Consider the following 21,528-nt stretch of genomic DNA (forward strand, 5'->3'; position numbering starts at 1 on the left):
CGTGGGCAGCCTCCCGGAGGGTCCGGGCAACGACCCCGTCCTGGCGCCGGAGGATCTTCGGCGTGTCTGCGACTTCGTCTACCGACGCACCGGGATGCTCTACGGCGAGAGCAAGCGCTACTACATCGAGCGCCGCGTCGCGCAGCGGATGGAGCGCACGGGCACCGCTTCCTTCGCCGCCTATATGGGCCTGCTGCGCGGCAGCCCCGCGGAGGCGGAGCGGCTGGTGAACAGCTTCACCGTCAACGAGACCTACTTCTACCGGGAGGAGCACCAGCTCCGCGCCCTCTCCCGCGCCATCCTGCCGGAGATCGTCGCCCGGCGCGGCCCGGGCGACCGGGTGCGGATCTGGTCCATCCCCTGCTCCAGCGGGGAGGAGCCCTACTCCGTCGCCATCTGGCTGCTGGAGAACTGGCCGATGGTCGATGCCTACAACATCGAGATCCTCGGCTCCGACATCGACACGGACGCGCTCGCGGCCGCGGCAGAGGGAGTCTATGCCGGCCGCGCCCTCTCCCGCCTGCCGCCCGACCTGCTCGACCGCTACTTCGAGCCGGCGCAGGACGGCGGGCGCCGGATCATCGCGGACCTGCGCGAGTCCGTGCGCCTCACCTCCGCAAACCTCGTCGATCCCGCGAGCATGGCTGCGGAAGGCCGGTTCGACGTGATCCTCTGCCGCAACGTCCTCATCTACTTCGACGAGGCCTCCCGCGCCGAGGCCGCGCGCAACCTGCACGCCGCCCTCGCCCCCGGCGGCTTCCTTCTCCTCGGCCATACGGAATCCATGGGCCGGATCGCCGAGGGCTTCACCACGCGCCGCTTCGACGACGCCGTGGTCCACCAGAGGGCGCCATCGTGAGCACCATCATCAGTAGGGGCGCATGAGCGAGCTGCTGGAGCAGTTCCTGGTGGAGTCGCGGGAGCTGGTGCAGGCCGCGGCCGACGACCTACTGGCGCTGGAGCGCGCGCCGGGCGACCCCGCGCGGCTGGACGGGGCGTTCCGCGCCGTTCACACGCTGAAGGGCTCCGTCGCCCTCTTCGACCTCGCGCCGCTGGGCGCTGCGCTGCACGCCGGGGAGGACCTTCTGGAGGCGCTGCGCCGCGGCGCCGCCGCACCGGACCGGGCGGCGATGGACACCCTCCTCGCCCTCGTCGGGGCGGGCGAGGCCTGGATCGAGGCCTTCGCCGCCGACGGCCACCTGCCCGAGGCGGCGGAGGCGGAAGGGCGCGCGCTGGAGGCCGCGCTGCGCGCCCGCCTGCCGGGCGCCGTGCCGGCGGCGACCGCCCCGCCGCTCGCCCCACCCTTCGTTCTGATGGGCGCCGCCTCCCCGGACTGGCTACCCACCCTGATGGAGCGGGAGGCGGCGGCAATCGCCCGGGCGCAGGCGGAGGGGAAGGCCCTCACCGCCCTGCGCTACGTTCCCACGGCGGACTGCTTCTTCCTCGGCGACGACCCGGTGGCGATCCTCCGCGCCCTGCCCGGCCCCGTCGCGCTCCACATCGCCCCGCGCGAGCCCTGGCCGGCCGAGGGGCCGGACCCCTTCACCTGCAACCTCGTGATCGAGGCTCTTTTCGCCGCGCCGGAGGCCGCGCTCCGCCAGGTCCTTCGCCTCGTCGCGGACGCGGTGGCGCTCGCGCCCGTCCCCTTCGCCGCGGCTGTCCCGGCGGCCGCGCCGCGCGGGCTGCGCGTGGATTCCGGCCGCGTGGACGCGCTGGTGGACCTGGCGGGGGAGTTGGTGGTGGCCCGGAACGGCCTCGCCCACCTCGTCGCCGCACCGGGCGTGGAGGACCCCGCCCTGGCCCGCGCCCTGGCCGAGAGCGCGGCCGGCCTCGGCCGCCTGGCGGAGCGGCTGCACCGCGGCGCCCTCGGCCTGCGCCTCGTGCCGCTCGGCCGCGCCTTCGCCCGCCTGCCGCGCCTGGCGCGGGAGACCGCGGGGGCGCTGGGCAAGGAGGTCGCCCTCACCGTGCTGGGGGAGGGCGTGGAGGTCGACCGCATCGTGGTGGACGGCCTTTCCGACCCGCTGCTGCACCTGCTGCGCAACGCGATCGACCACGGGATCGAGCCCGCCGCGGCGCGGGAGGCCGCCGGCAAGCCGCGCGCGGGCCGGATCACCCTTTCCGCCGCGCGGGAGGATGGCGGGATCGCCGTCACCCTCTCGGACGACGGTGCCGGCATGGACCCGGCCCGCCTGCGCGAAGTGGCGAGGGCGCGCGGCGTGGCGGACCCGGCCGCCATCGACGTGATGGACGACCGCGAGGCGCTGGACCTCGTCTTCCGCCCGGGCTTCTCCACCGCCGGCGCCGTCACCGCGATCTCCGGCCGCGGGGTGGGCATGGACGCGGTGCGCGCGGCGGTGGAGGCCCTCGGCGGGCGCGTCGCGCTCACCAGCACCCCGGGCGCGGGCACCACCGTCCGCCTCCTCCTGCCCGGCGGCGCGGCGGTGACGGGGGTGCTGACCCTTCGCGCGGGCGGCGAACTCTACGGCATCCCCGCGGAGGCGGTGGCCGAGACGGCGCGCGTGCCGGCCGCTTCCCTCCGCCCGGTGGGCGCGGGGGAGGCGCTGGTGCTGCGCGGCCGCACCCTGCCCGTGCTGCGCCTCGCCGCGCTGCTGGGGCTGGTGCCGGCCCCGCGCGGCGCCACCGCCCGCCTTCTCGTCACCGGCGGGGGCGCGGAGGCGGTGGCGCTGGAGGTGGAGGGCTTCGGCGAGAGGCTGGACGTGCTGCTGCGCCCGCCGCAGGGCCTGCTGCGCGGCCTGCCCGGCCTGGCGGGCACGGCGCTGCTGGGCGACGGCAGCGCCCTGCTGGTGCTGGACGTGCCGGGGCTCCTCGCAAGGGTGGAAGCAAGGACGGGGTCGGCATGAGCGTGCGGCTGGAGGGCGACACCATCCGCCTGGAGGGCGCCGTGCGGGTGGAGGACGCGGAGCCGCTCCTCGCGCTCCTTCAAGGCGGGGCGGGCCGCGCGGTGAGGCTGGACGGCGCCGGCCCGCTGCACACCGCCGTGGTCCAGCTTCTGCTGGCCCTGCGCCCCCCGATCCGCGGCGTGCCGGCCGATCCCTTCGACGCCCGCTGGATCCTGCCCCTGCTGGCGCCGCCGGACGCCTGATCCGCCCCAGGTGGTGCTCGCCCCCCTGCCGCCCTATGAAGGCAGCCGCGCGGCGGGACCGCGCGCGTCCGGGAGCACCGCATGGCGACCACCGTCCTGATCGTCGACGACAGCAAGCTGGCCCGGATCGTGGCCGGCAAGGCGATCGCCGCGCTGCAGCCGGACTGGGTCCGCGCCGAGGCCGGCAACGCGGAGGAGGCGATGGCCCGCCTGGCCGAGGGCGGCATCGACCTCGCCCTGCTGGACTACAACATGCCCGGCAAGGACGGGCTGACGCTGGCCGCCGAGATCTGCGCGCTGCACCCCGCCATGCCCGTCGCCGTCATCACCGCCAACGTGCAGGACGAGGTGGTGGCGCGCGCCCGCGCCGTGGGCGCCACCTTCGTGCCGAAGCCGGTGACGGAGGAGGCCCTGCGCGGCTTCGTCTCCGGCGCCGCGCTGCGCCTCCGCGCCGGCCGGTAGCGCCGTGGCCGTCCCTCCCGAGGCCTCGCTCAGCGATCTGGAGCGCGACGCGCTGACGGAGCTGGTGAACATCGGCGTCAGCCGCGCCGCCGCCAGCCTGCGCCAGATGGTGGGCGGCGAGGTGCTGCTTTCCGTCCCCTCCGTCGAGATCATCGCGGAGCGCCTGGCCGCCACCCTGATCGAGGAGCGGGAGGGCAGCGACCTCGTCGCCGTGCGGCAGGACTTCACCGGCGCCTTCAACGGCCGCGCCATGCTGATCTTCCCGCAGTCCAGCGGGGCGGAGCTGCTGCGCGCCGTGGTGGGCGAGGAGGTCCCGCCCGAGGAGGCGGCGGAGATGGAGCGCGAGGCGCTCGCCGAGACCGGCAACATCATCCTGAACAACTGCCTCGCCACCATGGCGAACATGCTGCGCCGCTCCTTCGACATGTCGCTGCCGCAGGTGGTGCGCGGAGACGGCCGGATGCTGCTGGAGGGCACGGAGCCGGGCGGCGAGGGGCTGGTGCTCTTCCTCTACATCAACTTCGCCGTGCGGGACCGCAGCCTGCGCGGCTACATCGCGATGGTGATGGACCTGCCCTCGCTCGGCGCGCTGAAGCGGCTGGTGGCCGATTTCATCGAGCGGGTGATGGACGACGATGCCGATCTCGCACCGCACTGATCGCGCCCCCTGACCCGCGTTCCGGCCCGGGCGCGCCGCCTCACCCTCGCGGTGCGCCGGCCTTGATCAGCCCCTGCTCGTAGGCCTCCCGGTCCTCCGGGCGGCGGAAGGGGTAGGTCTCCACGAAGTTCCGCACGTTGAACTCGGGCTCGATCCGCCGCAGCGCCGCCAGCAGCGGCTTCGCCTCCTTCCGCATGCCGAGATGGCCGAGCGCCGAGAGCACCGGCTTGTAGCCGTTGACGAAGCCCGGCGCCGCCCGCACCGCGCGCCGCCCGAAGGCCAGCGCCTTCTCGAAATCGCCGTTCAGCGTGTAGGCCGTGGTGAAGACGTGGCCGAGGATGCGGTCGTGCGGGTGGGAGGGCGCGAGCGCCCGGTAGCGCTCCATCCGCCGCAGCGCCTCCTCCGGGTCGCCCGAATAGGCCTGGGTGGCGGCAGAGAGCGCCCAGGAGGAGGCCTGGTGCGGGTTCAGCTCCAGGGAGCGGTCCAGGTAGTAGGCCGCGCTGTCGAAGTCCTTGTGCAGGAAGGAGGCGACGTGGCCGTAGATGGCGGCGGCCTCCGCGCTCTCGGGGTCCAGGCTCATCGCCAGCACGGCCAGGCGCTCCGCCTCCGCCAGCGCGGCCTCCGGGTCCGGCGCCCAGTTCTGGCCGATCTGGAACACGTGCCACTGCGCGGCCCAGGCGGCGGCCATGGCGTTCTCCGGCTCCCGCGCCACCGCCTCGGCCAGCATGTCGCCGGCGCGGCGGAAGCGCCCCTCCTCCATGCTGAACAGCAGCGGCATGGCGCGGATCACGATGTCGCTCGCCTCGCCGGGGCGGCGGGCCACGGGGCGCATCCCCTCCGTGTGCAGGATCACCGGCTCCAGCCGCGCCACCAGTCGCCCCAGCGCCTCGCTCTCGACCCCGCCCGCGCGGGGGTCGATCGGCGTGCGCGCGCTCCAGACCGGGCGGGCCAGGCAGGCGAGGTCGATGAGGGAGATCTGCAGGCGCATCCCCTCCCCCTCCTCCCGCACGGCGACGCGGGCGACGTAGTCCAGGCCGTAAGCCGCCAGCCCGCCGGGATCCCGCGGATCGGTTCCCTCCAGCGCCGGCGGGTCGACCACGTCGAAGTGGCGGTAGCGCACCAGCTCCAGCGCCGCGTCCCCGGCATAGGCCTGGGCGAGGGGGAGAAGCGCCTCCGCGCCCGGCTGGTGCACGGCCATCACCCCCACCCGCAGCCGGCGCCCCTCCCGCAGCGCCGGCGGGGGTGGCGGGGGCGGCAGCAGGGCGGGGGCGGCCGGGGCGCGCAGCCGGCGGGCCAGGGCCTCCGTCTCGGCCGCGGGCTCCACCTCCAGCGTGCGGCGCAGCGCGGCCCGGCAGCGCCCGTACTCGGCCAGGGCCCCGGCGCGGTTCCCCGCCTCCGCCATGAGCCGCATCACGGCCCGCCAGCCCGCCTCGTTCGTGGGATCCAGGGCCACCAGGGCCCGCGCCGCCTCGATCGCCTCCTCGCGCCGGGCCGGATCGGCCTCCAGCGCGGCCAGCGCCGCCTCCTGGCGCCCCTGCAGCGCGGAGCGCAGCGCCTCCCGCTCGAGGCCGAGCCAGTCGTCGAACCCGTCGCCGATCCCCTCCAGCCCATCCATCAGCGGCGGCGGCGCGCCCGCCGCGGCAAAGGAGGAGAGGGCGAAGGGGGAGAGGGCGTCCACGTCGCCGAGGGCGAGGTCGGCCCGCAGGCTCTCCCCGTCGCGCCGGACCAGCGGCACCTCGCCGAAGGCCCTCGAGAGCTCCAGCACGGCCTGGCGGAGGCTGGCCCGCGCCTCCGCCTCCCCGGAACGCTCCCAGAGCAGCGCGGCCAGCCGCGCGCGGCTCACCGGGCGGCCGCGGGAGAGCAGCAGGATCCCCAGCAGGGCGCGCACCTTGCGCGTGGGCAGGACGATCTCCCGCCCCTCCGCCCCCCAGGCCCGCACAGGGCCGAGAAGGGCGACCCGGATGCGGGGCGGGGACGATCGCTCGTCCGCCCCGGAGGGGGAATGGGCCGTCACGGCCGGGGCAGGCCGCCCAGGGAGGTGCCGGAAGGGCACCCCGGGGGGGCGCTGGGGAGCGGAACCATGGCGCGCCCATTATGGCCGGCCGCGCGCGCCGGAGAAAGCGCGCGCCGTCCGTTCATGGCTGGACCGGTATGCCGGCCCGCCGCAGCAACGCCTCCGCGACGAGGCGCCCGGGCAGGAATGGCACGGCGCCCAGCCCCGCCATGGCCCAGTGCCCGGTCGGGCCTGCACCGAGTCCCTGGTCCTGGCTTTCCGCCCCGTTCGGCCCGCCGCCGGAGCCGCCGAGCAGGGCGTTGAACAGGCCCAGCGCCGTGAAGCGGTCCCCGTCCGGGAGGGTCAGGTCGCAGAGCGACCAGTCCGCATCGTCTGGCACCGCAGCCTCCAGCCGGCGCGGCGGGCCGGCCAGCCCCTCCCGTCGGGCAGGGCGCAGCACCTCCGCGGTCACGTCGCGGCCGCCGAGGAACAGCAGGCCGCGCTCCGGCACCCCGGCGGACAGGCGCAGGCGGCCGCCCGGATCGGGCAGCGGGGCAGGCTCGAAACCGGCCCTCGCGCCCCCGTTCAGGTGCACCGCGCCGCGGACGGTGTTCCAGGCGTTCAGCGGGTTATAGCTCCCGGCGCGGAAGACGAGCTCGTAGCCCTCCGGCCCGCGGGAGTAGACGTCGGACCGCCAGACCAGATCCTCCTCGCGGATCTCCGGCCGGCCGAGGATGCCGCGGTACAGCAACGCGACCTGCCCCGGCGCCTCCTCCGCCATGGCGGTCCAGTCCTCCAGCGCCTCGAAGGTGTAGGACACGGCGCGGAGGAGCCCGGCGATCCGGCGGCTGTGCCACTCGCAGCCCAGCATCTGCTGGCGGCGGTGGACGGGCACCCGGATATAGGCCGCGCCGCGCCTCTCGAAGAGGCAGCCCAGCGCCAGCGTCTCGCAGGTCAGGTGAAGAAGCCCCGGCCCGGCCTTGCCCGGCACGGCCGGCTTGCGTCCAGGCGGCACGGTCTGTCCCAAGTCGAAATGTCCCCCGCTGTCTTGTCGGCTGTCCTGCCAGCTGTCCTGTCAGCCCCGGGCGAGCCAAGCCGCGCGGGCGCCGCCACACGCCCGAATCAGCGCCCGCATCGGAGCCCACATGGGGCCGGATCGGAGCCTGATCGGCTGCCTAGGCCGAAGGCGTGTCGCGTCAGTGCCCTTCGGGGCCGCCTTCAGGTGGCCGCGCCAGCGCGTCCTGCAGCGCTTCCAGGACCCCGCCGGCAACGTCGAGCCCGGTGGTGCGGGCGGTGCGGACGAGCCGCTGGATCACCTGCTGGAGCTGCTCCTGCTCGGTGGGAAGGTCGAGGTCGATCATGTGCCTCTCCTCTGCCAAGGGTCGAAGGGGCTACCCCGCCGCCATGCCGCGACGTCGGGGGAGCGGTGGCCGCATCCGGCGCAGCACCTGGGCGAGGCGCGGAACCGGGCGAGACAGCGGCCGCTGGCCGGGGCCATGGCCGGAAGGCGGGGAGGAGGACCGGGTGGAGGAGACCGCCGAGAGGGCGGCGCCCGCCACCATGGCCGCGATCGCCGTCCCGGCCTCCGGCGACGGCACCTCTCCCAGCAGCGGCACGGCGATCGCCGCCGCCATGGCCGGGACGAGGGAGAGGCAGACCGTCGCCGGGGTGGGGCCGAGCAGCGCGATGGCGCGGTTCATCGCCACCATCGTCAGCACGCCCACCAGCAGCCCCTGGAACCCTGCCTGCGCCAGGAGCGCCCGCGGCGCCACCTCGGCCAGGTGCGGCAGCCCGCCGGTCAGGGCCAGCGCCACCAGCCCGCCGAGGCCGGAGAGGACGGCGACGAAGGCCGCCCCTTCCAGCGCCGTGAAGCCCGAGTCCCGCAGCCGGACGAAGTAGATCCCGCCCATGAAAGCCGCGAGGACGAACATCGCATAGCCCAGCAGGGCGGAGCCGCCCTCCCCCGCATCCGCCGCAGCCAGCAGCGCCGCCCCGGCCGCGATCATCGCGGCCCCGAGCGCGGCGTTGCGCCCCGGCCGGCGCCCGGCGAGGAGGCCGAGCAGGAGGGTGACCGCCGGCATCAGCCCGAGCGTCAGCGCCGCCCCGTGGGCGGCCGGCGCTTGGGCGAGGCCGGCGGCGATGAGGGCGGCGAGCGGCGTGCCCTGGCAGAAGGCGAGGAGCGCGGCCTCAGCCCAGCCCTGCCGGTCCAGACGGCGCGCGCGGGGGATGAAGACGGGCAGCAGGACCGCGCCGGCCACGAGGTAGCGCAGCGTCGCCAGCTCCAGCGGCGTCATCGCCTGCTGCGTGACGCCCAGCCGGGTGATGGCGGGATAGGCGGCGGCCACCAGCACGGCCACCAGGGCCCAGGCCAGGCCCTGAAGCCTGCTGGGGGGCAGCCGGTCCGGGGCCGGGGCGGTCATGCGCCGGATTCCTCGCGCTTCTTTCCCTTGCGGGACTCGGCGGCATAGGCCCCGCGGCGGCGGTTGGGGTCCTTGTTCGGCTTCACCACGGTCTGGCGGAAGGCGTCCCAGTCCGCCTCGCTGAAGGAGTCCAGCCCCTCGGACACCGCGTAGTTGTCCAGGGTGGGGTCCAGCACCGTGCTCCGCTGCACCGGCTGCACCTGCATCAGCGGGTATCCGGCCTTGAAGCGAACGGGGATGTCGGTGCGGGTCAGGCGGATGTTGAGCAGCAGCGGGCCGAACCAGCGGTCCGTCTCCACGATGCCCTCGAAATGCTCGTAGCCCAGGTCGCGCGGCACGTTGGCGGGCGGGCGGATCAGCAGGTTCCAGCCGGGCGCGGTGCGCGCCACCACGCCGGACCAGATCTGCACGATCCCGGGCTCGATGAAGTTCGCGAGGAACGGGGGCGAGAAGCCCTTCGCGTCCTCCGGCGCCGCCTCGTCGAACTCGCCCGCAAAATAGGGGAACTGGGCGACGTCCAGCGGGTACCAGCCCTCGGCCTCGGGGTAGGTCCACTGGATCTCCGTACCGCCATCCCAGACGAGCTCGAAATCCATGGGCGGGAAGACGTGCCAGCCGAACGCGGCGGCGGAGCACAGCGCCTCGCAGTAGCGGTAGGCGCGGATGGGGATGGTGCCGTAGCCGTCCCGGCCCGCGCGCTGGGGCGGACGGCAGCCCGGGAAGAGGTTGTGGAAGCGGACGATTGGCTCCCGGGCCGGCTCCCGGGCCAGCTCATGCGGCGTGGTGGACGCGTTCCGCGGGACGGGGACGGCCTCGGTTGTCAGGTCCTGATCCATGATGCCGTACGCCATCCCCAGCAGGTCCCGGCCGCCGCGGTGCGCGGAGGCCGCCGGCTTCATCCAACCCGCCCTTGCGGCGGCTCCGGACGGAGCCCGGTAGGCGCCGTCAGATCGCGCGCTGCAGGCCGCCGGTGGAGACGCGGCCGTTGTCGGCCACGGCCTTCGGGGCGGTGCGGATGATCGCGCGCTGCAGGCCGCCGGTGGAGACGCGGCCGTTGTCGGTCACGGCCTTCGGGGCGGTGCGGACGATGGCGCGCTGCAGGCCGCCGGTGGAGACGCGGCCGTTGTCGGCCACGGCCTTCGGGGCGGTGCGGACGATGGCGCGCTGCAGGCCGCCGGTCGAGACGCGGCCGTTGTCGGTCACGGCCTTCGGGGCGGTGCGGATGATCGCGCGCTGCAGGCCACCGGTGGAGACGCGGCCGTTGTCGGCCACGGCCTTCGGGGCGGTGCGGATGATCGCGCGCTGCAGGCCACCGGTGGAGACGCGGCCGTTGTCGGCCACGGCCTTCGGGGCGGTGCGGAGGATGGCGGTGCTCTTCTCGGTCATGGATGGGTCCTGTGCTGAGATCGGCCTGCCGGGCTGGCGCACCACCCCGGGGTGAAGGGACACGGCTTTTCAGCCGGTCGGCCAAAGGCAGCACGGAGGCCGGATATTTCCGTCAGGCCATCGTCAAATCACCGTCAATTGTGGATCGGTGCCTCATTTTCCCGTCGTTCAGCGCCCGACCGGCTCCATGCGGACCACGGCCGGCGCGGGTGGAGGCGGCAGCTCAGGCTGTGCCGGGGGCTGGCGGAAGGCGGAGGCCCCATCCCCCGCGACCGGGGCCATGCTGGGCATCGGCCGCCTCATGCAGCCCCGGACGATCATGGCGCAGACCCCGTCCTGCCCTACCGGCCGGTCGTTGTTGCCTGTGTAGAACAGCCCGCTCACGCGCCCGTCCGTCAGGCGGAACGTGGCCGTGCAGGCGTTGCCGCTGCCGCCAAGGGTGATGTCGCCGCCGATCACGGGAAGCGTCACCTGCACCCCGCCCGTGGACTCGTTCTTCAGGGCGTAGCTGAACAGCTCCGTGCGCGGGTCGAGCTGCTTCGTCCTGTCGGGAATGCCCGCGCAGGCCTGCAGGTCCGTGGCGGTCATGCCCTGCATGTCCAGCTGCGCCTGATGCGCCAGGCGGGAATCCGCGTAGCCACAGGCGGCCAGCAGGAGGAGGAGGGAGAGGGCGGCGGGGCGGTTCATGCGGCCTCCGGCAACGGGCGCCGGCCGCCCCGCGGAGCGGGCCGGCGGCGCGGGCACGGGACCGTCCCGGAAGGGCCGCACGGGCCGGGGGACGGTGGTGGGGGACGGGACGCATCCTGGGGGAAGGCCGGCTTCTGGCGCGCCGGTCCTCCGCGGCGGGTCGCGCCCGCCGCCCGGCATGGCCGGGGCCGCCCCCTAGCGCCTCCGGCGCCCCGGCCGCAATAAGGCCCGGGCCGCGATGACGCGGGCGTTACGGCGCCGCGGTTCTAGTGCCGCCCGCCGCGGCCCCCGAAGCCACGGGAACCGAAGCCACGGGACCCGCCGAAGTGGCCGTGGCCGCCGCGCCAGCCCCCGCCCCCACGGCCATGCCAGCCGCCGCGCCCATGCCAATACCCCGGGCCGCGCCAGTAACCGGGGCCGCGCCACCCTGCCCGGTAGGCTCCGCCCCATCCCCACCCCAGGCCCAGCCCCCATCCCCCGCCCCAGGCGTAGAACGGGGCGCCGTAGTAGCCGTACCAGAGGGGATCGCTCCACAGGCCGAAGCCGTAGCCGGCATACACGGCCGGGCCGTAAGTGGCGGGATAGGCCGCGGGCGCCGCGGCCACGACGTTTCCGCGCGCAGCCATGCACTGGAAGTACAGGGTTTCCGGCGCGACCGGGGCCGGGGTGGCGACAGCCGGCGTCGCCCCGGGCGCGGAAGTAGCGGGCGCAGAAGTAGCGGGCGCGGAAGTGGTGGGCACGGCAGCGGCGGGCGGGGCGGGCGCCGCTGCCTCTTGGCGGCACGTGGCGTCGTCCTGCTGCATCGCCTCGGCGGTCTTGTTCGGGCCGGGATAGGCGACGAGCGGTTCCGGCACCACCGCGCAGCCGGAGAGGGCGCCCGAGGCGAGCAGGGCGGAGACGAGGGGAAGCCTGGACCGACTCATGATGGGTTGCCGTGCCGAAGGAGGAGAACACGGCAGGAACGCCCGAACGGTGCGGCCTGTCCAATGGAAACGGGTAACAGGTCGGGGATCGGGAGGATGGAGCGGGCGATGGGAATCGAACCCACGACATTCAGCTTGGGAAGCTGACGTTCTACCTCTGAACTACGCCCGCGCTCCGAGGTGCCCCACACCTAGCGCAGCGGCGCCCCCGGCGCAATCCGCCGCCTACAGCAGCCCTTCCCGCCGGAAGGAGAGGTGGCGGCCGTTCCCGATGATCAGGTGGTCGTGCACCACCACGGAGAAGATCTCCCCCGCCCGGCGGATCTCCATCGTCATCTCGATGTCGGAGCGGCTCGGCGTCGGGTCGCCGCTCGGGTGGTTGTGCACGAGGATCAGCGCGGTCGCGTGCAGGTCCAGCGCCCGCCGGATCACCTCCCGCGGGTAGACGGGGGTGTGGTTCACCGTACCCTTCGCCTGCGCCTCGTCCGCGATCAGGCGGTTCTTGCTGTCCAGGAACAGGATGCGGAACTGCTCCACCTTCTCGCGCGAGATGGCGGCGTTGAGGTAGGCCAGCAGCCGGTCCCAGTTGTTCAGCACCGGCATGTCGGCCACCTCGGCCTTCGCCAGGCGCAGCGCGGCGGCCTGGACGAGCTTGAGCGCGGAGACGCTGTGCTCCCCCAGGCCCCGCGTGGCCATCAGCTCGGCCTGCGGGGCGGTCAGGACGCCTGCGAAGCTGCCGTACCGGTTGATGAGCGACTTCGCGAGCGGCTTGGTGTCGCCCTTCTTGAAGGCGAAGAAGAGCAGCATCTCCAGCAGCTCGTAATCGGCCAGCGCGTCCGGCCCGCGCTCCAGCAGCTTCTCCCGCATCCGGCCGCGATGGCCCTGCGGCCCCGTGCTCGCGAAGGGCCGGCCGGGGGGGAGGCCGCCGGAGAAGGGCCGCGCGGAAAACTCCTCCCCTCCCCGGCCCGGGCGGGTACCGCGCGAGCCGCCGCCGGTCCGCATGGGGCGGGATCCGTCCTCCACCAGGGCCTGTACGCCGAAGGTACCGAGATCCTCCGCGAAGCCGGGCGGGCGCGCCCCGTGCCGCGTCGGCGCCGCCGGCTGCCGGCGGAACAACTTCCCGAGCCACATGCCCCGCAGACCCCCTCGCGACTCGCCGTCCTGGCGACTCATCGGAATAATTCCGTGTGCCGGCGCCCCGCTCAAGGAGGCGTGAGCGGGCTTCTGCGGCGCCGCCCAGGACTTGTTGCGCGCAGCCGGCGGGACTAGCCTCGGCCGCATCAGCCGCTGGCCCCGCCGGGCGGCCGGTGCTCGCGATTTGTCGGCCAGCTTGCGGCGAGCTTAAAGAAACGCGCTAAACGGCCGTGGCGGGGGGGCCTCCTCTCCGCCCGACCGGGCCCTCCGTGACTTGATGGAACGCCCGCGATGCCCAGGACCCTTCCCGACTTCCCGCTCCGCCCCGCCACCCTCCTCGTGCGCGGCGGCCAGAACCGCTCCTCCTTCGACGAGATGTCGGACGCGCTGCACCTGACCTCGGGCTTCATGTACGAGAGCGCGGGCCAAGCGGAGGACACCTTCCTCGGCAACATCCAGCACTACCAGTACTCCCGCTTCGGCAACCCGACGATCGAGGCGCTGCAGAACAAGCTGGCGGCGCTGGAGGGGGCGGAGGCCTGCCGCGTCACCGCCTCCGGCATGGCCGCCGTCCACTCCGCGATGCTGTCCCACCTGAAGGCCGGGGACCGGGTGGTCGCCTCCCGCGCCCTCTTCGGCTCCTGCCACTGGATCGTCTCCACCCTGCTGCCGCGCTACGGCATCGAGACGGTCTTCGTGGACGGCACGGACCTCGACCAGTGGCGGGACGCCTTCCGCGAGCCCGCCGCGCTGGTGCTGCTGGAGACCCCCTCCAATCCCATGCTGGAGCTGGTGGACCTGCCGGCGGTGGCCGAGATGGCACACGCCGCCGGGGCGATCGTGGTGGTGGACAACGTCTTCGCCACGCCGCTGCTGCAGAAGCCGCTGGAGCTGGGCGCGGACGTGGTGGTGTATTCCGCCACCAAGCACTTCGACGGCCAGGGCCGCGTCCTCGGCGGCGCCGTGCTGGGCAGCCGCAAGTGGGTGGATGAGGTGCTGCAGCCCTTCATCCGCAACACCGGCCCTTCCATCTCGCCCTTCAACGCATGGGTGATCCTGAAGGGGCTGGAGACGCTGCACCTGCGCATCCCCGCCATGTGCGCGAACGCGGAGAAGCTGGCGCACTTCCTGGCAGGCCGCCCGGAGGTCTCCCGCAGTCTCTACCCATTCATGGACACCCACCCGCAGCAGGCCCTGGCGCGGAAGCAGATGTCCGCCGGCGGCACCCTCGTCACCTTCGACATTGATGGCGGCAAGGACGCCTGCTTCCGCGTGCTGGACGCGCTGAAGCTCATCGACATCTCCAACAACCTCGGCGACGCGCGCAGCATGGTCACCCACCCCGCCACCACCACCCACATGAAGGTGGGCGCGGAGGAGCGGGCGCGGCTGGGCATCACCGACGGCACGGTGCGCTTCTCCGTCGGCCTGGAGGACCCGCAGGACCTGATCGACGACCTGACCCAGGCGCTCGACGGGCTGCGGGCGACCGGTGGCGGCAAGGCGGGCGGCGTCGCCCGCGCGGCCTCGCCGGACCGTTGATGCCGGGGCGCTGACCCGTCCCGCCGCACGCGCCGTCGCGATGGACGCGGCGGCGCGCCCGGTGGCAGGCTGCCGCCAAGCGCAGGCAAGAGGACGCCGATGACAGTCGAGACCTGGCTCGCCTTCCTTGCCGCCGCCACGGCGATGCTCGTCATCCCCGGCCCCACCATCCTGCTCGTGCTCGGCCAATCCCTCGGCGGCGGGCGAAGCTCCACCCTGCCGCTCGTGGCCGGCGTCGCGGCGGGCGACGCGCTCGCGATGAGCCTCTCCCTCGCCGGGCTCGGCGCCCTCCTCGCCGCCTCCGCCCTCGCCTTCGAGGCGCTGCGCTGGGCGGGCGCCGCCTATCTCGTCTGGCTGGGCGTGAAGCTCTGGCGCGCCCCGGCGGAGGGCGTGCCATCCCCCCTGCCCCCGCGCCGCGCGGGGCTGCAGGCCTTCCTCGTCACCGCCACCAACCCCAAGGGCATCGCCTTCTTCGTCGCCTTCGTGCCGCAATTCATCGACCCGGCACGCCCCTTCCTGCCGCAGGCCGGCCTGCTGGTCGCCAGCTTCGTCGCCCTCGGCGCCGCGAACGCCCTGGGTTACGCGCTGCTCACCGGCCGCCTCTCAGGCGCCGTGCGGCGGCCCGCGGTGCGGCGCGCGCTGAACCGCACCGGCGGCACGGCGCTCGTCGGCGCCGGGCTGGCCACCGCGCTGCTGGGGCGTCGGGCATGAGCGACCCCGGCGCCTTCACCGCCCTCACCCGCGGCCTGCGCGTGACGGTCCGCACCTTCTACCTCGCCGACAAGTCGGAGCCGGAGGAGGGGCGCCACATCTGGGCCTACCGCGTCCGCATCACGAATGAGGGGCGGGAGACGGTGCAACTCCTCAAGCGCACCTGGCACATCACGGACGCGATGGGCCGCACCCAGCACGTGCACGGCGACGGCGTGGTGGGGGAGCAGCCCGTGCTCGAGCCCGGCGAGGCCTTCGAGTACACCTCCGGCACCCCGCTCGCGACGCCCTCCGGCTTCATGCGTGGCCAGTACCACATGGTGGTCTCCGCCACCGGCGAGGCCTTCGACGCCGAGATCCCCGCTTTCAGCCTCGACAGCCCCTACGGTGGGGTGACGCTGAACTAGGGTTTGTTAGTGCCTGAGCAGATTGAATGACCAAGCCGTCGTGCCGTAGTTCGCAATAAGCCTCCACAGAACGACCCGTCATCAGAACCTGTCACTCGTGGTACTCGATCACATCGAGGTAGCGCAGACCGTCTATCGTCCTGGTGGCCACCTCTGGCAGTGCTTGCGAGAGCGGAACCTCGACCTTGCGTCCCGTTGGGATGAACGTTCCATCCACCTCCACGAAGCACATCGTGTCGAATGGGTCGTTAGCCGTGGTCAGCATTAGAAATACCAAAGTTTCGCCCCGCTGCCTCGCGGCCCGATCGGTCAGAAAGCTAAGGTGGTCATAGCTAGGGTACGTCAAACCGTACTTGGGAAGAGGGGCGGGTAGGTTGGGAATGGCGTTTTCTACTACGCTGCTCACGATAGATGCGAACAGAGCCCGCTCAATGCTTTCCCAAGGATCATATGCCGCTGGTGACCGCCAAGCGATGCGGGCCCGCTCAGCGACTGGCACGAGCGCGACCAGACCTGCTCGAAAAAGCCCGATCAGATCTGAGGTGCTGAAGTTCGTGTGCATCTCTGGGTGAGCCTGGAGGTGCGGGATCTTTGGCGCCTTGATGCCTGCTGACGGACTGCTCTCCGGAGCGGCAACCCCAAAGCTGCTTTCGAAGGGATGCTATTGCGACCCGCGGAGCCAGTCGAGGGTAGCGGCGAGGTGTAGGACGCCGAGGAAGGACGGGGCGGCTTATCGCACCGGGTGGCGGCGCGGCCTGCGCTGTCGGCGATCACGCAGACCTTGGTGCCGAAGCCGTCACTGGAACGGGCAAGCGCCTCACGCTCGTCCCGGTCCGGCGCTGATAAAACCATCGCCCACCCGCCCGGACCTTGCGGGCGGGGTACGCAGCCCTCAGCGGAACAGCCGGTGCATCTCGTCCATGTTGTGCCGCAGTGCGTCCAGCCGGGCCATCTCCACCGTCGCCTGGCCCATCCGCGCCATGTGGCGGCGGAAATCCGCCAGCGCGGCGTCGTTCCGCGCCCGCTGCACGGCCGCCACCATGATGTTCTCCAGCTCGCGCGCGGCATCGGCCACGGCGGGGCTGTCGCGCACCTTGTCGCGCAGCACCGCGGTCACCTCCGCCCTCGCCCGCTCGTCCATGCGGCGCCAGACCTCCTCCACCGTCGCGTGGCGCTGCCCGGCCTGGGTGGTGGCCACGCGCATCCCGGGCTGCGCCTCGTAGACGGCGCGCAGCTTCTCCCGGTCCCCCGGCTCCTCCCGCATCGGCGGCGGCGTCTGGCCGGAGAGGCGCCCGACGAACTCGTTGGTCGCGGCCATGGCGCGCAGGTCGGCCATGGTGACCACCTCCTTGCGCGGCGCGTCCTCCACCAGCACGGGGTCGCGGCGGGAGAGGATGTCCACGGCCGTGCGGTCCTCATGCGCCGCGAAGTGCAAGGCGGCGCGGGCGGCGTGGCGGATCTCGGCCCTCCCGATGGCGTTCAGGCCGCGGTGGCGCGCCAGCACGGAGGCCGCCTCGCCCCAGCTCGGCCGCGTCCCGCCCCCGGCGAGGCGGCGCTCCGCCTCTACCACGGCGGCGCGCTCGGCGGGTTCCAGCCGGATGTCGCCGGCCATCTCCACGTAGTCCGCGATCGCCTCCGGCCCGGCGGCCGATGCCGGCGCGGCACCCTGCTGCCGTGCCGGGGCGGCGCTGCCTTGCGGCGCCCCGGCGGGCGGCGGCTTCGGCGCGCCCGTCCCGCCGCCCGGTGCAGCCGGCTGCGCCGGGGCGCCGGAAGGCAGCAGGAGCGGCAGCGCCGCCGCGACCAGCGCCCGGCGCGAGAGGCCCCAATGCGGGACGCCCCGGTGCAGATATCCCGGGCGGGGGCTCACTCCGCGGGGCACAGCCCGGCCCTCATTGTGTCCAGGTTGTCCGGCGTCACCTTCCAGCGGTCCACGTCGTCGTACTCGTACTGCATCGTCATCTTTCCCGTCGCGCGCCGGACCTGCACGAGGCAGGCGGCCCAGCGGCGCCCGCCGGGGTCCGAGGTGGCCTCCTGCAGCTCCCGGAACAGCTCCACCAGCCCGCTCCCGCGGCTCGGCGTGAAGGCGATGGGCCGCCGCCTCTCGTCGTAGGCGTAGCCGCTGGTGGAGACCACGCCCGGCTCCACCGTCACCACCAGGGCCAGCGCTTCCCAGGGCAGCTCCACCACATCCGGGTCGCGGACGAGGGCACCGCCGATGCGGTGGATCAGGTCGGTGGCGGCTTCGGGGTTTCGCATCGCCGGGCCTCCGCTGCGGACGCCAGGGGAACGCACGAGCGGGCGCGGGGTCCCGTTGAAGGTTCCGTGGCGGTTACCGCCGCGGAAATGCGGCCGGCGCAGCCCCGGCCCGCCCGGCAGCCCGCTTCCAACCCGGCGGCAGCGGGACCATCATTTCATCCCCCCGCGACGATCCGGGGGTTCCGAGAGGACGACGCCGTGACCGACCCCGCGACCATCGCCACCCCCGCCGAGGCCGCCGGCCACGCCCGCCCGAGCCAGGAGGAGGCGGAGGCCGCCGTCCGCACCCTTATCCTCTGGGCCGGGGACGACCCCGCCCGCGAGGGGCTGCTGGACACCCCCAAGCGCGTCGCGAAGTCCTACCTGGAGCTGTTCGGCGGCTACGCCACCGATCCCGTGCAGCTCCTCCAGCGCTCCTTCGAGGAGGTGGCGGGCTACGACGAGATGGTGGTGCTGCGCGACATCCGGCTGGAGAGCCACTGCGAGCACCACATGGTCCCGATCATCGGCCGCGCCCATGTGGGCTACCTGCCGCGGGGCCGCGTGGTGGGCATCTCCAAGCTCGCCCGCGTGGTGGACGCCTTCTCCAAGCGCCTGCAGATCCAGGAGAAGCTGACGGCGCAGATCGCCAACGCCATCAACGACGTGCTGGACCCGATCGGCGTCGCCGTGGTGGTGGAGGCGGCGCACCAGTGCATGACCACGCGCGGCGTGCACAAGCACGGCGTCACGATGGTCACCAGTACCATGCTCGGCGCCTTCCGCGACGATCACGCGACGCGGCGGGAGTTCCTCTCCATCATCAACGGCCGCGCCGGAACCTTCGAAGGGTAGGCACCTTCGAGGGGTAGCCTACCCCACCGCCCGGACGAGGGCGTTCGCCAGGCCGGCCAGGCCGAGGAAGCCGGCCGTCTCGTCCCAGCGGTTCAGGCTGCCGGCCCCCGGCCTCTCCCGGTTCGCGGCCGCGAAGCCGGCGGCCACGCCCGCCGCCGTCACCAGCATCGGCACGGGCGTCACCGGGCGCGCGGTGATCAGGTGGACCACCGCGCACCACAGCCCGGCGAAGCCGAGGAAGAGGGTGAACCGCGCGAGGGTGCGGACCGAGGAGGGGTCCAGCCGCGCGGTGGAGTTCCGCCGCATCGTCAGGCCACCTGCCGGACGCGCGGCATCCGCTCCGCCGCCACCGCCTCCTCCCTCTCCATCACGCCGGCGAGCGCGCGGGAGAGGCGCGCGGCCGTTCCCGGCTCCGCCCGCATCAGCGGCAGGCGCGGGTGCGGCGCGCAGAGGCCGAGCAGCCCCAGCGCCGCCTTCACCGGCACCGGGTTCGTCTCCGCGAAGAGAGCGGCGTCCAGCGGCGCCAGCAGGTCGCGGATCTCCGCCGCGAAGGCGAGGTCCCGCGCCGCGAAGGCCGCTTGCAGCGCGGCGCAGAGGGCGGGCGCGACATTGGCCGTGACGGAGACGCAGCCCTGCCCGCCCATGGCCAGGTGCGCCAGCGCCGTCGCGTCGTCGCCGGAGAGCTGCACCAGCCCCGGCCCGCAGAGCCGCGCCAGCCGCGGCGGGCGGGAGAGGTCGCCGGTGGCGTCCTTCACCGCCGCGATCAGCCCGTCCGCGTGAAGGCGGGCGATCGTCTCGTCCGCGAAGCCGACGCCGGCGCGGGAGGGCACGTCGTAGAGCACGACCGGCAGCCCCGTCGCCGCGGCCACGGCGCGGACATGGGCGCGCAGCCCCTCCTGCCCCGGCCTCACATAGGGCGGGGCGGAGACGAGCAGCGCGGCGGCGCCGACATGCTCCGCCGCGACGGCCAGCGCCACCGCCGCCTCCGTGCAGGGCGCGCCGACACCCGCCACCACCGGAAGGCCGTGCGCGGCCTCGGCCACGCAGGCGACGACCTGGGCGTGCTCCACAGCGGAGAGCGCGGGCGCCTCCCCCGTGCTGCCGCAGGCCACCAGCGCGCCCGCCCCGCGCGCGGTGGCGCGGGCCGCGAGGCGCGAGAGGGCGGCGCGGTCGATCGTGCCGGCATCCCCGGAGAGGAAAGGGGTGACGAGGGCGGGGATGCTCCCCCGCAGGCCCGGAGGAGGGCGCATGGTTCAGGCTCCCTTCCGGGCGGAGGCGAGGCGGTAGAGCATCAGCCCCCCTTCCCCCTCCCCGCGCAGCCGCACCCGTTCGAAGCCGTAGGCGCGGAGCCGGGCGGCGACGGAGCGGGCGAGCGCCGCCGTGCCGTCGCCGATCAGCCGCAGCGCCAGCCGGCCGCCGGAAGGCAGGGCGCGCCGGGCGCAATCCGCCACCGCCCGTCCCGCCTCCTCGGAGCGGATGGCGGGCGCGACGACGACCTCCACCGGGTCGGGATGGGCCGGGGGCTGGCGGAAGGCGGCGGCGCCGCGGCAACCCCGGTGCAGCGCGTCGCACAGGGTCTCGGCCCCGGCCTCGCCGATGCAGAGCACGCGGTCCTCCCGCCCCGCCCCCGCGGCGTCCAGCAGGGCTGCGCCCGCACGGCGCGGCGCGGCGTCCAGCGCGCGCAGGCTCGGCGGCCAGGGCAGCCCGCCCGGGCTCCGCGCCGGTCCCTTCGCCACGTCCTTGGCAGAAGCGGCTGACGCGGCAAGGGCAGGAGACGCGATGCCCGGCGGCTCGGGCGACAGGATGGCGATAGGGGCCATGGGATCCTCCACGCCGCCAAGCTGAGGACCGGCCCGTAAAACCGCGATGCGAGAGAGGGCGGCCGACGATAAAGGCCGCGTAAACGCGTCAGGGACAGCAAAAAGGCCGCCGATCCCTGCGGATCGGCGGCCCCGGTGCCCGCCCCCGGGCCTTCCCGGCCCGGGGTTCGATGCTCAGCGGCAGTCGCGCCGGTAGAAATCCGCGGAGCGCTGGGCGCGGGCGGCGTCGGCGTAGGTGCCGGTCATCGAGGCCTGCTGCTGCGTGCCGGCGGCATTGGCGAAGGCCTCGCGGCAATAGGGATCGACGGCGGCCGCGTAGGGCACGCCCGGCGCCACGGGCACCTGGGCGACATAGGCCGCCTGGTCGTTGCGGTAGGTCGGCGGCACGGCCACGGCGCTCGGCGGCGGCACGGTGTAGTAGCCCTCCGCCGGATAGGGTGCGCAGGCGGCGAGGCCGCCGGCGAGGGCGAGGGCGGGCAGGATCGCGAGGCGAAGGCTCTTCATCGGCGTGGCTCCTTCCAGATGCAGGTTGGAAGGAGAAGCGCCGCAGACCGGCGCGGGGTTGCGCTCCGGGAAAAGCCTAACCCCGCGGCAGATCCTGGCGCTCGATCCCCCCGGGCGCGTCCACCGGCGCGACCGGGGCGGTGGGCGTGGTCTCCAGCAGCCAGTCGCGGAGGTTGCGGCGGACCTGCAGCTCGAACTCCACGTTCAGGTCGTCCATCGCGCCCACCATCACGGTCTCGGCGGCGCGGGCTCGCGCCGCCGCGCCGCTGCCGAAGCCGCTGAGGCTCCGCCGCGCCTCCGCCTGGGCGAAGGCCACGCGCCGGTTGTTGTCCAGCACCTCCACCCCCGCGCGCAGCAGCACGGAGACGGAGTCGCCGGAGCGGACGAGGCTCGCCGCCTCCACCACGAAGCGCGCGCGGGCGGTGGTGCCGGATGGGATGATTCGGTCCCGCCCCATCCGCGCCACCTCGGCGGCGGGCTGGATCGGCGCGGGCGGATCGACGCGCGCCTCCAGCGGCGCTTCCACCACCTCCAGGTCCACGACGTTCAGCCGCAGCGGCGTGAGCCAGGCGTAGCCGGGCGGACGCGCGGGCAACGGCGGCGGCTCCCGCCCGCCGCAGGCCAGCAGGAGGAGTGGCGCGCCGAGCGCGAGGCGCCGCCCGATCATGGATCGCCCGATCATCGTCCC

The 21,528-nt window shown here is 74.2% G+C and carries 26 protein-coding genes, 1 tRNA gene, 1 pseudogene and 1 riboswitch; of the genes and pseudogenes, 9 read left to right on the forward strand and 19 right to left on the reverse strand.

Annotated elements, in window-relative coordinates; genetic code table 11:
* Position 1: 1 nt before the first annotated feature.
* The 5 genes from VQH23_RS00220 (at position 2) to VQH23_RS00240 (ending at position 4,223) form a co-directional block, all read left to right on the forward strand.
* Complete coding sequence (locus VQH23_RS00220) at positions 2-859, forward strand: protein-glutamate O-methyltransferase CheR (protein WP_338663599.1); 858 nt, start codon at positions 2-4, stop codon at positions 857-859.
* Positions 860-881: 22 nt separating this feature from the next.
* The gene (locus VQH23_RS00225) at positions 882-2,861 is read left to right on the forward strand and encodes a chemotaxis protein CheA (RefSeq protein ID WP_338663600.1); all 1,980 of its coding nucleotides are present in this window, start codon (positions 882-884) and stop codon (positions 2,859-2,861) included.
* Positions 2,858-3,103 carry a hypothetical protein gene (locus VQH23_RS00230; RefSeq protein WP_338663601.1) on the forward strand — a complete coding sequence of 82 codons (246 nt, stop codon included), beginning with the start codon at positions 2,858-2,860 and terminating at the stop codon, positions 3,101-3,103. The genes VQH23_RS00225 and VQH23_RS00230 overlap by 4 nt, the downstream gene beginning before the upstream one ends.
* Before the next feature lie 81 nt (positions 3,104-3,184).
* Positions 3,185-3,565 carry a response regulator gene (locus tag VQH23_RS00235; RefSeq protein WP_338663602.1) on the forward strand — a complete coding sequence of 127 codons (381 nt, stop codon included), beginning with the start codon at positions 3,185-3,187 and terminating at the stop codon, positions 3,563-3,565.
* A 4-nt stretch (positions 3,566-3,569) separates the two neighbouring features.
* On the forward strand, positions 3,570-4,223 hold the full coding sequence (locus VQH23_RS00240; RefSeq protein WP_338663603.1) for a chemotaxis protein CheX: 654 nt from the start codon (positions 3,570-3,572) through the stop codon (positions 4,221-4,223).
* A gap of 40 nt (positions 4,224-4,263) precedes the next feature.
* On the opposite strand, the gene VQH23_RS00245 is transcribed toward VQH23_RS00240, so the two are convergent.
* The 10 genes from VQH23_RS00245 to radC form a co-directional block, all read right to left on the reverse strand.
* Positions 4,264-6,237, reverse strand: a complete 1,974-nt coding sequence (locus VQH23_RS00245) for a BTAD domain-containing putative transcriptional regulator (RefSeq protein ID WP_338663604.1) — start codon at positions 6,235-6,237, stop codon at positions 4,264-4,266.
* A 121-nt stretch (positions 6,238-6,358) separates the two neighbouring features.
* The gene (locus VQH23_RS00250; RefSeq protein WP_338663605.1) at positions 6,359-7,243 is read right to left on the reverse strand and encodes a hypothetical protein; all 885 of its coding nucleotides are present in this window, start codon (positions 7,241-7,243) and stop codon (positions 6,359-6,361) included.
* A 169-nt stretch (positions 7,244-7,412) separates the two neighbouring features.
* Complete coding sequence (locus VQH23_RS00255; protein ID WP_338663606.1) at positions 7,413-7,577, reverse strand: hypothetical protein; 165 nt, start codon at positions 7,575-7,577, stop codon at positions 7,413-7,415.
* A gap of 30 nt (positions 7,578-7,607) precedes the next feature.
* A complete protein-coding gene (locus VQH23_RS00260) occupies positions 7,608-8,636 on the reverse strand; it encodes a DMT family transporter (protein WP_338663607.1) in 1,029 nt (342 codons plus the stop codon).
* Positions 8,633-9,535, reverse strand: coding sequence for a DUF6065 family protein (locus VQH23_RS00265; protein ID WP_338663608.1), 903 nt, complete (start codon positions 9,533-9,535; stop codon positions 8,633-8,635). The genes VQH23_RS00260 and VQH23_RS00265 overlap by 4 nt, the downstream gene beginning before the upstream one ends.
* Before the next feature lie 46 nt (positions 9,536-9,581).
* Complete coding sequence (locus VQH23_RS00270) at positions 9,582-10,022, reverse strand: hypothetical protein (RefSeq protein ID WP_338663609.1); 441 nt, start codon at positions 10,020-10,022, stop codon at positions 9,582-9,584.
* A gap of 168 nt (positions 10,023-10,190) precedes the next feature.
* The gene (locus VQH23_RS00275) at positions 10,191-10,709 is read right to left on the reverse strand and encodes a hypothetical protein (protein WP_338663610.1); all 519 of its coding nucleotides are present in this window, start codon (positions 10,707-10,709) and stop codon (positions 10,191-10,193) included.
* Positions 10,710-10,975: 266 nt separating this feature from the next.
* Positions 10,976-11,632 (reverse strand): hypothetical protein, encoded by a 657-nt coding sequence (locus VQH23_RS00280; RefSeq protein WP_338663611.1) that lies wholly within the window; start codon positions 11,630-11,632, stop codon positions 10,976-10,978.
* Positions 11,633-11,729: 97 nt separating this feature from the next.
* Positions 11,730-11,804 (reverse strand) — tRNA-Gly (locus VQH23_RS00285).
* Positions 11,805-11,857: 53 nt separating this feature from the next.
* The gene (gene radC / locus VQH23_RS00290; protein WP_338663612.1) at positions 11,858-12,805 is read right to left on the reverse strand and encodes a RadC family protein; all 948 of its coding nucleotides are present in this window, start codon (positions 12,803-12,805) and stop codon (positions 11,858-11,860) included.
* Positions 12,806-12,932: 127 nt separating this feature from the next.
* A riboswitch (SAM riboswitch) is annotated at positions 12,933-13,010 on the forward strand.
* A gap of 47 nt (positions 13,011-13,057) precedes the next feature.
* On the opposite strand from radC, the gene metZ reads away from it, so the two are divergent.
* The 3 genes from metZ (at position 13,058) to apaG (ending at position 15,426) form a co-directional block, all read left to right on the forward strand.
* Positions 13,058-14,308 (forward strand): O-succinylhomoserine sulfhydrylase, encoded by a 1,251-nt coding sequence (gene metZ / locus VQH23_RS00295; RefSeq protein ID WP_338663613.1) that lies wholly within the window; start codon positions 13,058-13,060, stop codon positions 14,306-14,308.
* A gap of 99 nt (positions 14,309-14,407) precedes the next feature.
* Positions 14,408-15,019 (forward strand): LysE family translocator, encoded by a 612-nt coding sequence (locus VQH23_RS00300; protein WP_338663614.1) that lies wholly within the window; start codon positions 14,408-14,410, stop codon positions 15,017-15,019.
* Positions 15,016-15,426, forward strand: a complete 411-nt coding sequence (gene apaG, locus VQH23_RS00305) for a Co2+/Mg2+ efflux protein ApaG (protein WP_338663615.1) — start codon at positions 15,016-15,018, stop codon at positions 15,424-15,426. The genes VQH23_RS00300 and apaG overlap by 4 nt, the downstream gene beginning before the upstream one ends.
* Positions 15,427-15,517: 91 nt before the next feature.
* Here apaG and VQH23_RS00310 read toward each other — a convergent pair whose 3' ends face one another.
* The 4 genes and pseudogenes from VQH23_RS00310 to VQH23_RS00325 all read right to left on the reverse strand — a co-directional run bounded on the left by VQH23_RS00310 (position 15,518) and on the right by VQH23_RS00325 (position 17,682).
* Complete coding sequence (locus VQH23_RS00310) at positions 15,518-15,988, reverse strand: hypothetical protein (RefSeq protein ID WP_338663616.1); 471 nt, start codon at positions 15,986-15,988, stop codon at positions 15,518-15,520.
* Positions 15,989-16,169: 181 nt separating this feature from the next.
* Positions 16,170-16,269, reverse strand: a pseudogene (locus VQH23_RS00315) (IS5/IS1182 family transposase); the annotation flags it as partial.
* A gap of 49 nt (positions 16,270-16,318) precedes the next feature.
* A complete protein-coding gene (locus VQH23_RS00320; protein WP_338663617.1) occupies positions 16,319-17,293 on the reverse strand; it encodes a hypothetical protein in 975 nt (324 codons plus the stop codon).
* Positions 17,290-17,682, reverse strand: coding sequence for a hypothetical protein (locus VQH23_RS00325; RefSeq protein ID WP_338663618.1), 393 nt, complete (start codon positions 17,680-17,682; stop codon positions 17,290-17,292). The genes VQH23_RS00320 and VQH23_RS00325 overlap by 4 nt, the downstream gene beginning before the upstream one ends.
* Before the next feature lie 198 nt (positions 17,683-17,880).
* Here VQH23_RS00325 and folE point away from each other — a divergent pair, with 198 nt between their 5' ends.
* Positions 17,881-18,516, forward strand: coding sequence for a GTP cyclohydrolase I FolE (folE, locus tag VQH23_RS00330; RefSeq protein ID WP_338663619.1), 636 nt, complete (start codon positions 17,881-17,883; stop codon positions 18,514-18,516).
* Between the two features lie 18 nt (positions 18,517-18,534).
* Here folE and VQH23_RS00335 read toward each other — a convergent pair whose 3' ends face one another.
* The 5 genes from VQH23_RS00335 to VQH23_RS00355 all read right to left on the reverse strand — a co-directional run bounded on the left by VQH23_RS00335 (position 18,535) and on the right by VQH23_RS00355 (position 21,522).
* Complete coding sequence (locus VQH23_RS00335; protein WP_338663620.1) at positions 18,535-18,822, reverse strand: hypothetical protein; 288 nt, start codon at positions 18,820-18,822, stop codon at positions 18,535-18,537.
* A gap of 2 nt (positions 18,823-18,824) precedes the next feature.
* Positions 18,825-19,766, reverse strand: a complete 942-nt coding sequence (gene dapA / locus VQH23_RS00340) for a 4-hydroxy-tetrahydrodipicolinate synthase (RefSeq protein WP_338663622.1) — start codon at positions 19,764-19,766, stop codon at positions 18,825-18,827.
* Between the two features lie 3 nt (positions 19,767-19,769).
* Positions 19,770-20,336 carry a hypothetical protein gene (locus VQH23_RS00345; protein ID WP_338663623.1) on the reverse strand — a complete coding sequence of 189 codons (567 nt, stop codon included), beginning with the start codon at positions 20,334-20,336 and terminating at the stop codon, positions 19,770-19,772.
* A gap of 174 nt (positions 20,337-20,510) precedes the next feature.
* Positions 20,511-20,840 (reverse strand): hypothetical protein, encoded by a 330-nt coding sequence (locus VQH23_RS00350; RefSeq protein WP_338663624.1) that lies wholly within the window; start codon positions 20,838-20,840, stop codon positions 20,511-20,513.
* Positions 20,841-20,916: 76 nt separating this feature from the next.
* Complete coding sequence (locus VQH23_RS00355) at positions 20,917-21,522, reverse strand: hypothetical protein (RefSeq protein ID WP_338663625.1); 606 nt, start codon at positions 21,520-21,522, stop codon at positions 20,917-20,919.
* Positions 21,523-21,528: the final 6 nt, after the last annotated feature.

Source organism: Pararoseomonas sp. SCSIO 73927, assembly GCF_037040815.1.
In the GTDB taxonomy this organism is placed as follows: Bacteria; Pseudomonadota; Alphaproteobacteria; order Acetobacterales; family Acetobacteraceae; genus Roseomonas.

Excerpts from the sequence above, each read along its gene's own strand:
- VQH23_RS00355 (WP_338663625.1), bottom strand. The coding sequence starts at position 21,522 with ATGATCGGGCGATCCATGATCGGGCGGCGCCTCGCGCTCGGCGCGCCA.
- VQH23_RS00310 (WP_338663616.1), bottom strand. The coding sequence starts at position 15,988 with ATGCACACGAACTTCAGCACCTCAGATCTGATCGGGCTTTTTCGAGCA.
- VQH23_RS00265 (WP_338663608.1), bottom strand. The coding sequence starts at position 9,535 with ATGAAGCCGGCGGCCTCCGCGCACCGCGGCGGCCGGGACCTGCTGGGG.
- VQH23_RS00350 (WP_338663624.1), bottom strand. The coding sequence starts at position 20,840 with ATGAAGAGCCTTCGCCTCGCGATCCTGCCCGCCCTCGCCCTCGCCGGC.
- VQH23_RS00235 (WP_338663602.1), top strand. The coding sequence starts at position 3,185 with ATGGCGACCACCGTCCTGATCGTCGACGACAGCAAGCTGGCCCGGATC.
- VQH23_RS00270 (WP_338663609.1), bottom strand. The coding sequence starts at position 10,022 with ATGACCGAGAAGAGCACCGCCATCCTCCGCACCGCCCCGAAGGCCGTG.
- VQH23_RS00335 (WP_338663620.1), bottom strand. The coding sequence starts at position 18,822 with ATGCGGCGGAACTCCACCGCGCGGCTGGACCCCTCCTCGGTCCGCACC.
- VQH23_RS00345 (WP_338663623.1), bottom strand. The coding sequence starts at position 20,336 with ATGGCCCCTATCGCCATCCTGTCGCCCGAGCCGCCGGGCATCGCGTCT.
- VQH23_RS00275 (WP_338663610.1), bottom strand. The coding sequence starts at position 10,709 with ATGAACCGCCCCGCCGCCCTCTCCCTCCTCCTCCTGCTGGCCGCCTGT.
- VQH23_RS00260 (WP_338663607.1), bottom strand. The coding sequence starts at position 8,636 with ATGACCGCCCCGGCCCCGGACCGGCTGCCCCCCAGCAGGCTTCAGGGC.
- VQH23_RS00255 (WP_338663606.1), bottom strand. The coding sequence starts at position 7,577 with ATGATCGACCTCGACCTTCCCACCGAGCAGGAGCAGCTCCAGCAGGTG.
- VQH23_RS00300 (WP_338663614.1), top strand. The coding sequence starts at position 14,408 with ATGACAGTCGAGACCTGGCTCGCCTTCCTTGCCGCCGCCACGGCGATG.
- VQH23_RS00230 (WP_338663601.1), top strand. The coding sequence starts at position 2,858 with ATGAGCGTGCGGCTGGAGGGCGACACCATCCGCCTGGAGGGCGCCGTG.
- apaG (WP_338663615.1), top strand. The coding sequence starts at position 15,016 with ATGAGCGACCCCGGCGCCTTCACCGCCCTCACCCGCGGCCTGCGCGTG.
- VQH23_RS00280 (WP_338663611.1), bottom strand. The coding sequence starts at position 11,632 with ATGAGTCGGTCCAGGCTTCCCCTCGTCTCCGCCCTGCTCGCCTCGGGC.
- VQH23_RS00325 (WP_338663618.1), bottom strand. The coding sequence starts at position 17,682 with ATGCGAAACCCCGAAGCCGCCACCGACCTGATCCACCGCATCGGCGGT.
- dapA (WP_338663622.1), bottom strand. The coding sequence starts at position 19,766 with ATGCGCCCTCCTCCGGGCCTGCGGGGGAGCATCCCCGCCCTCGTCACC.
- metZ (WP_338663613.1), top strand. The coding sequence starts at position 13,058 with ATGCCCAGGACCCTTCCCGACTTCCCGCTCCGCCCCGCCACCCTCCTC.
- VQH23_RS00225 (WP_338663600.1), top strand. The coding sequence starts at position 882 with ATGAGCGAGCTGCTGGAGCAGTTCCTGGTGGAGTCGCGGGAGCTGGTG.
- radC (WP_338663612.1), bottom strand. The coding sequence starts at position 12,805 with ATGAGTCGCCAGGACGGCGAGTCGCGAGGGGGTCTGCGGGGCATGTGG.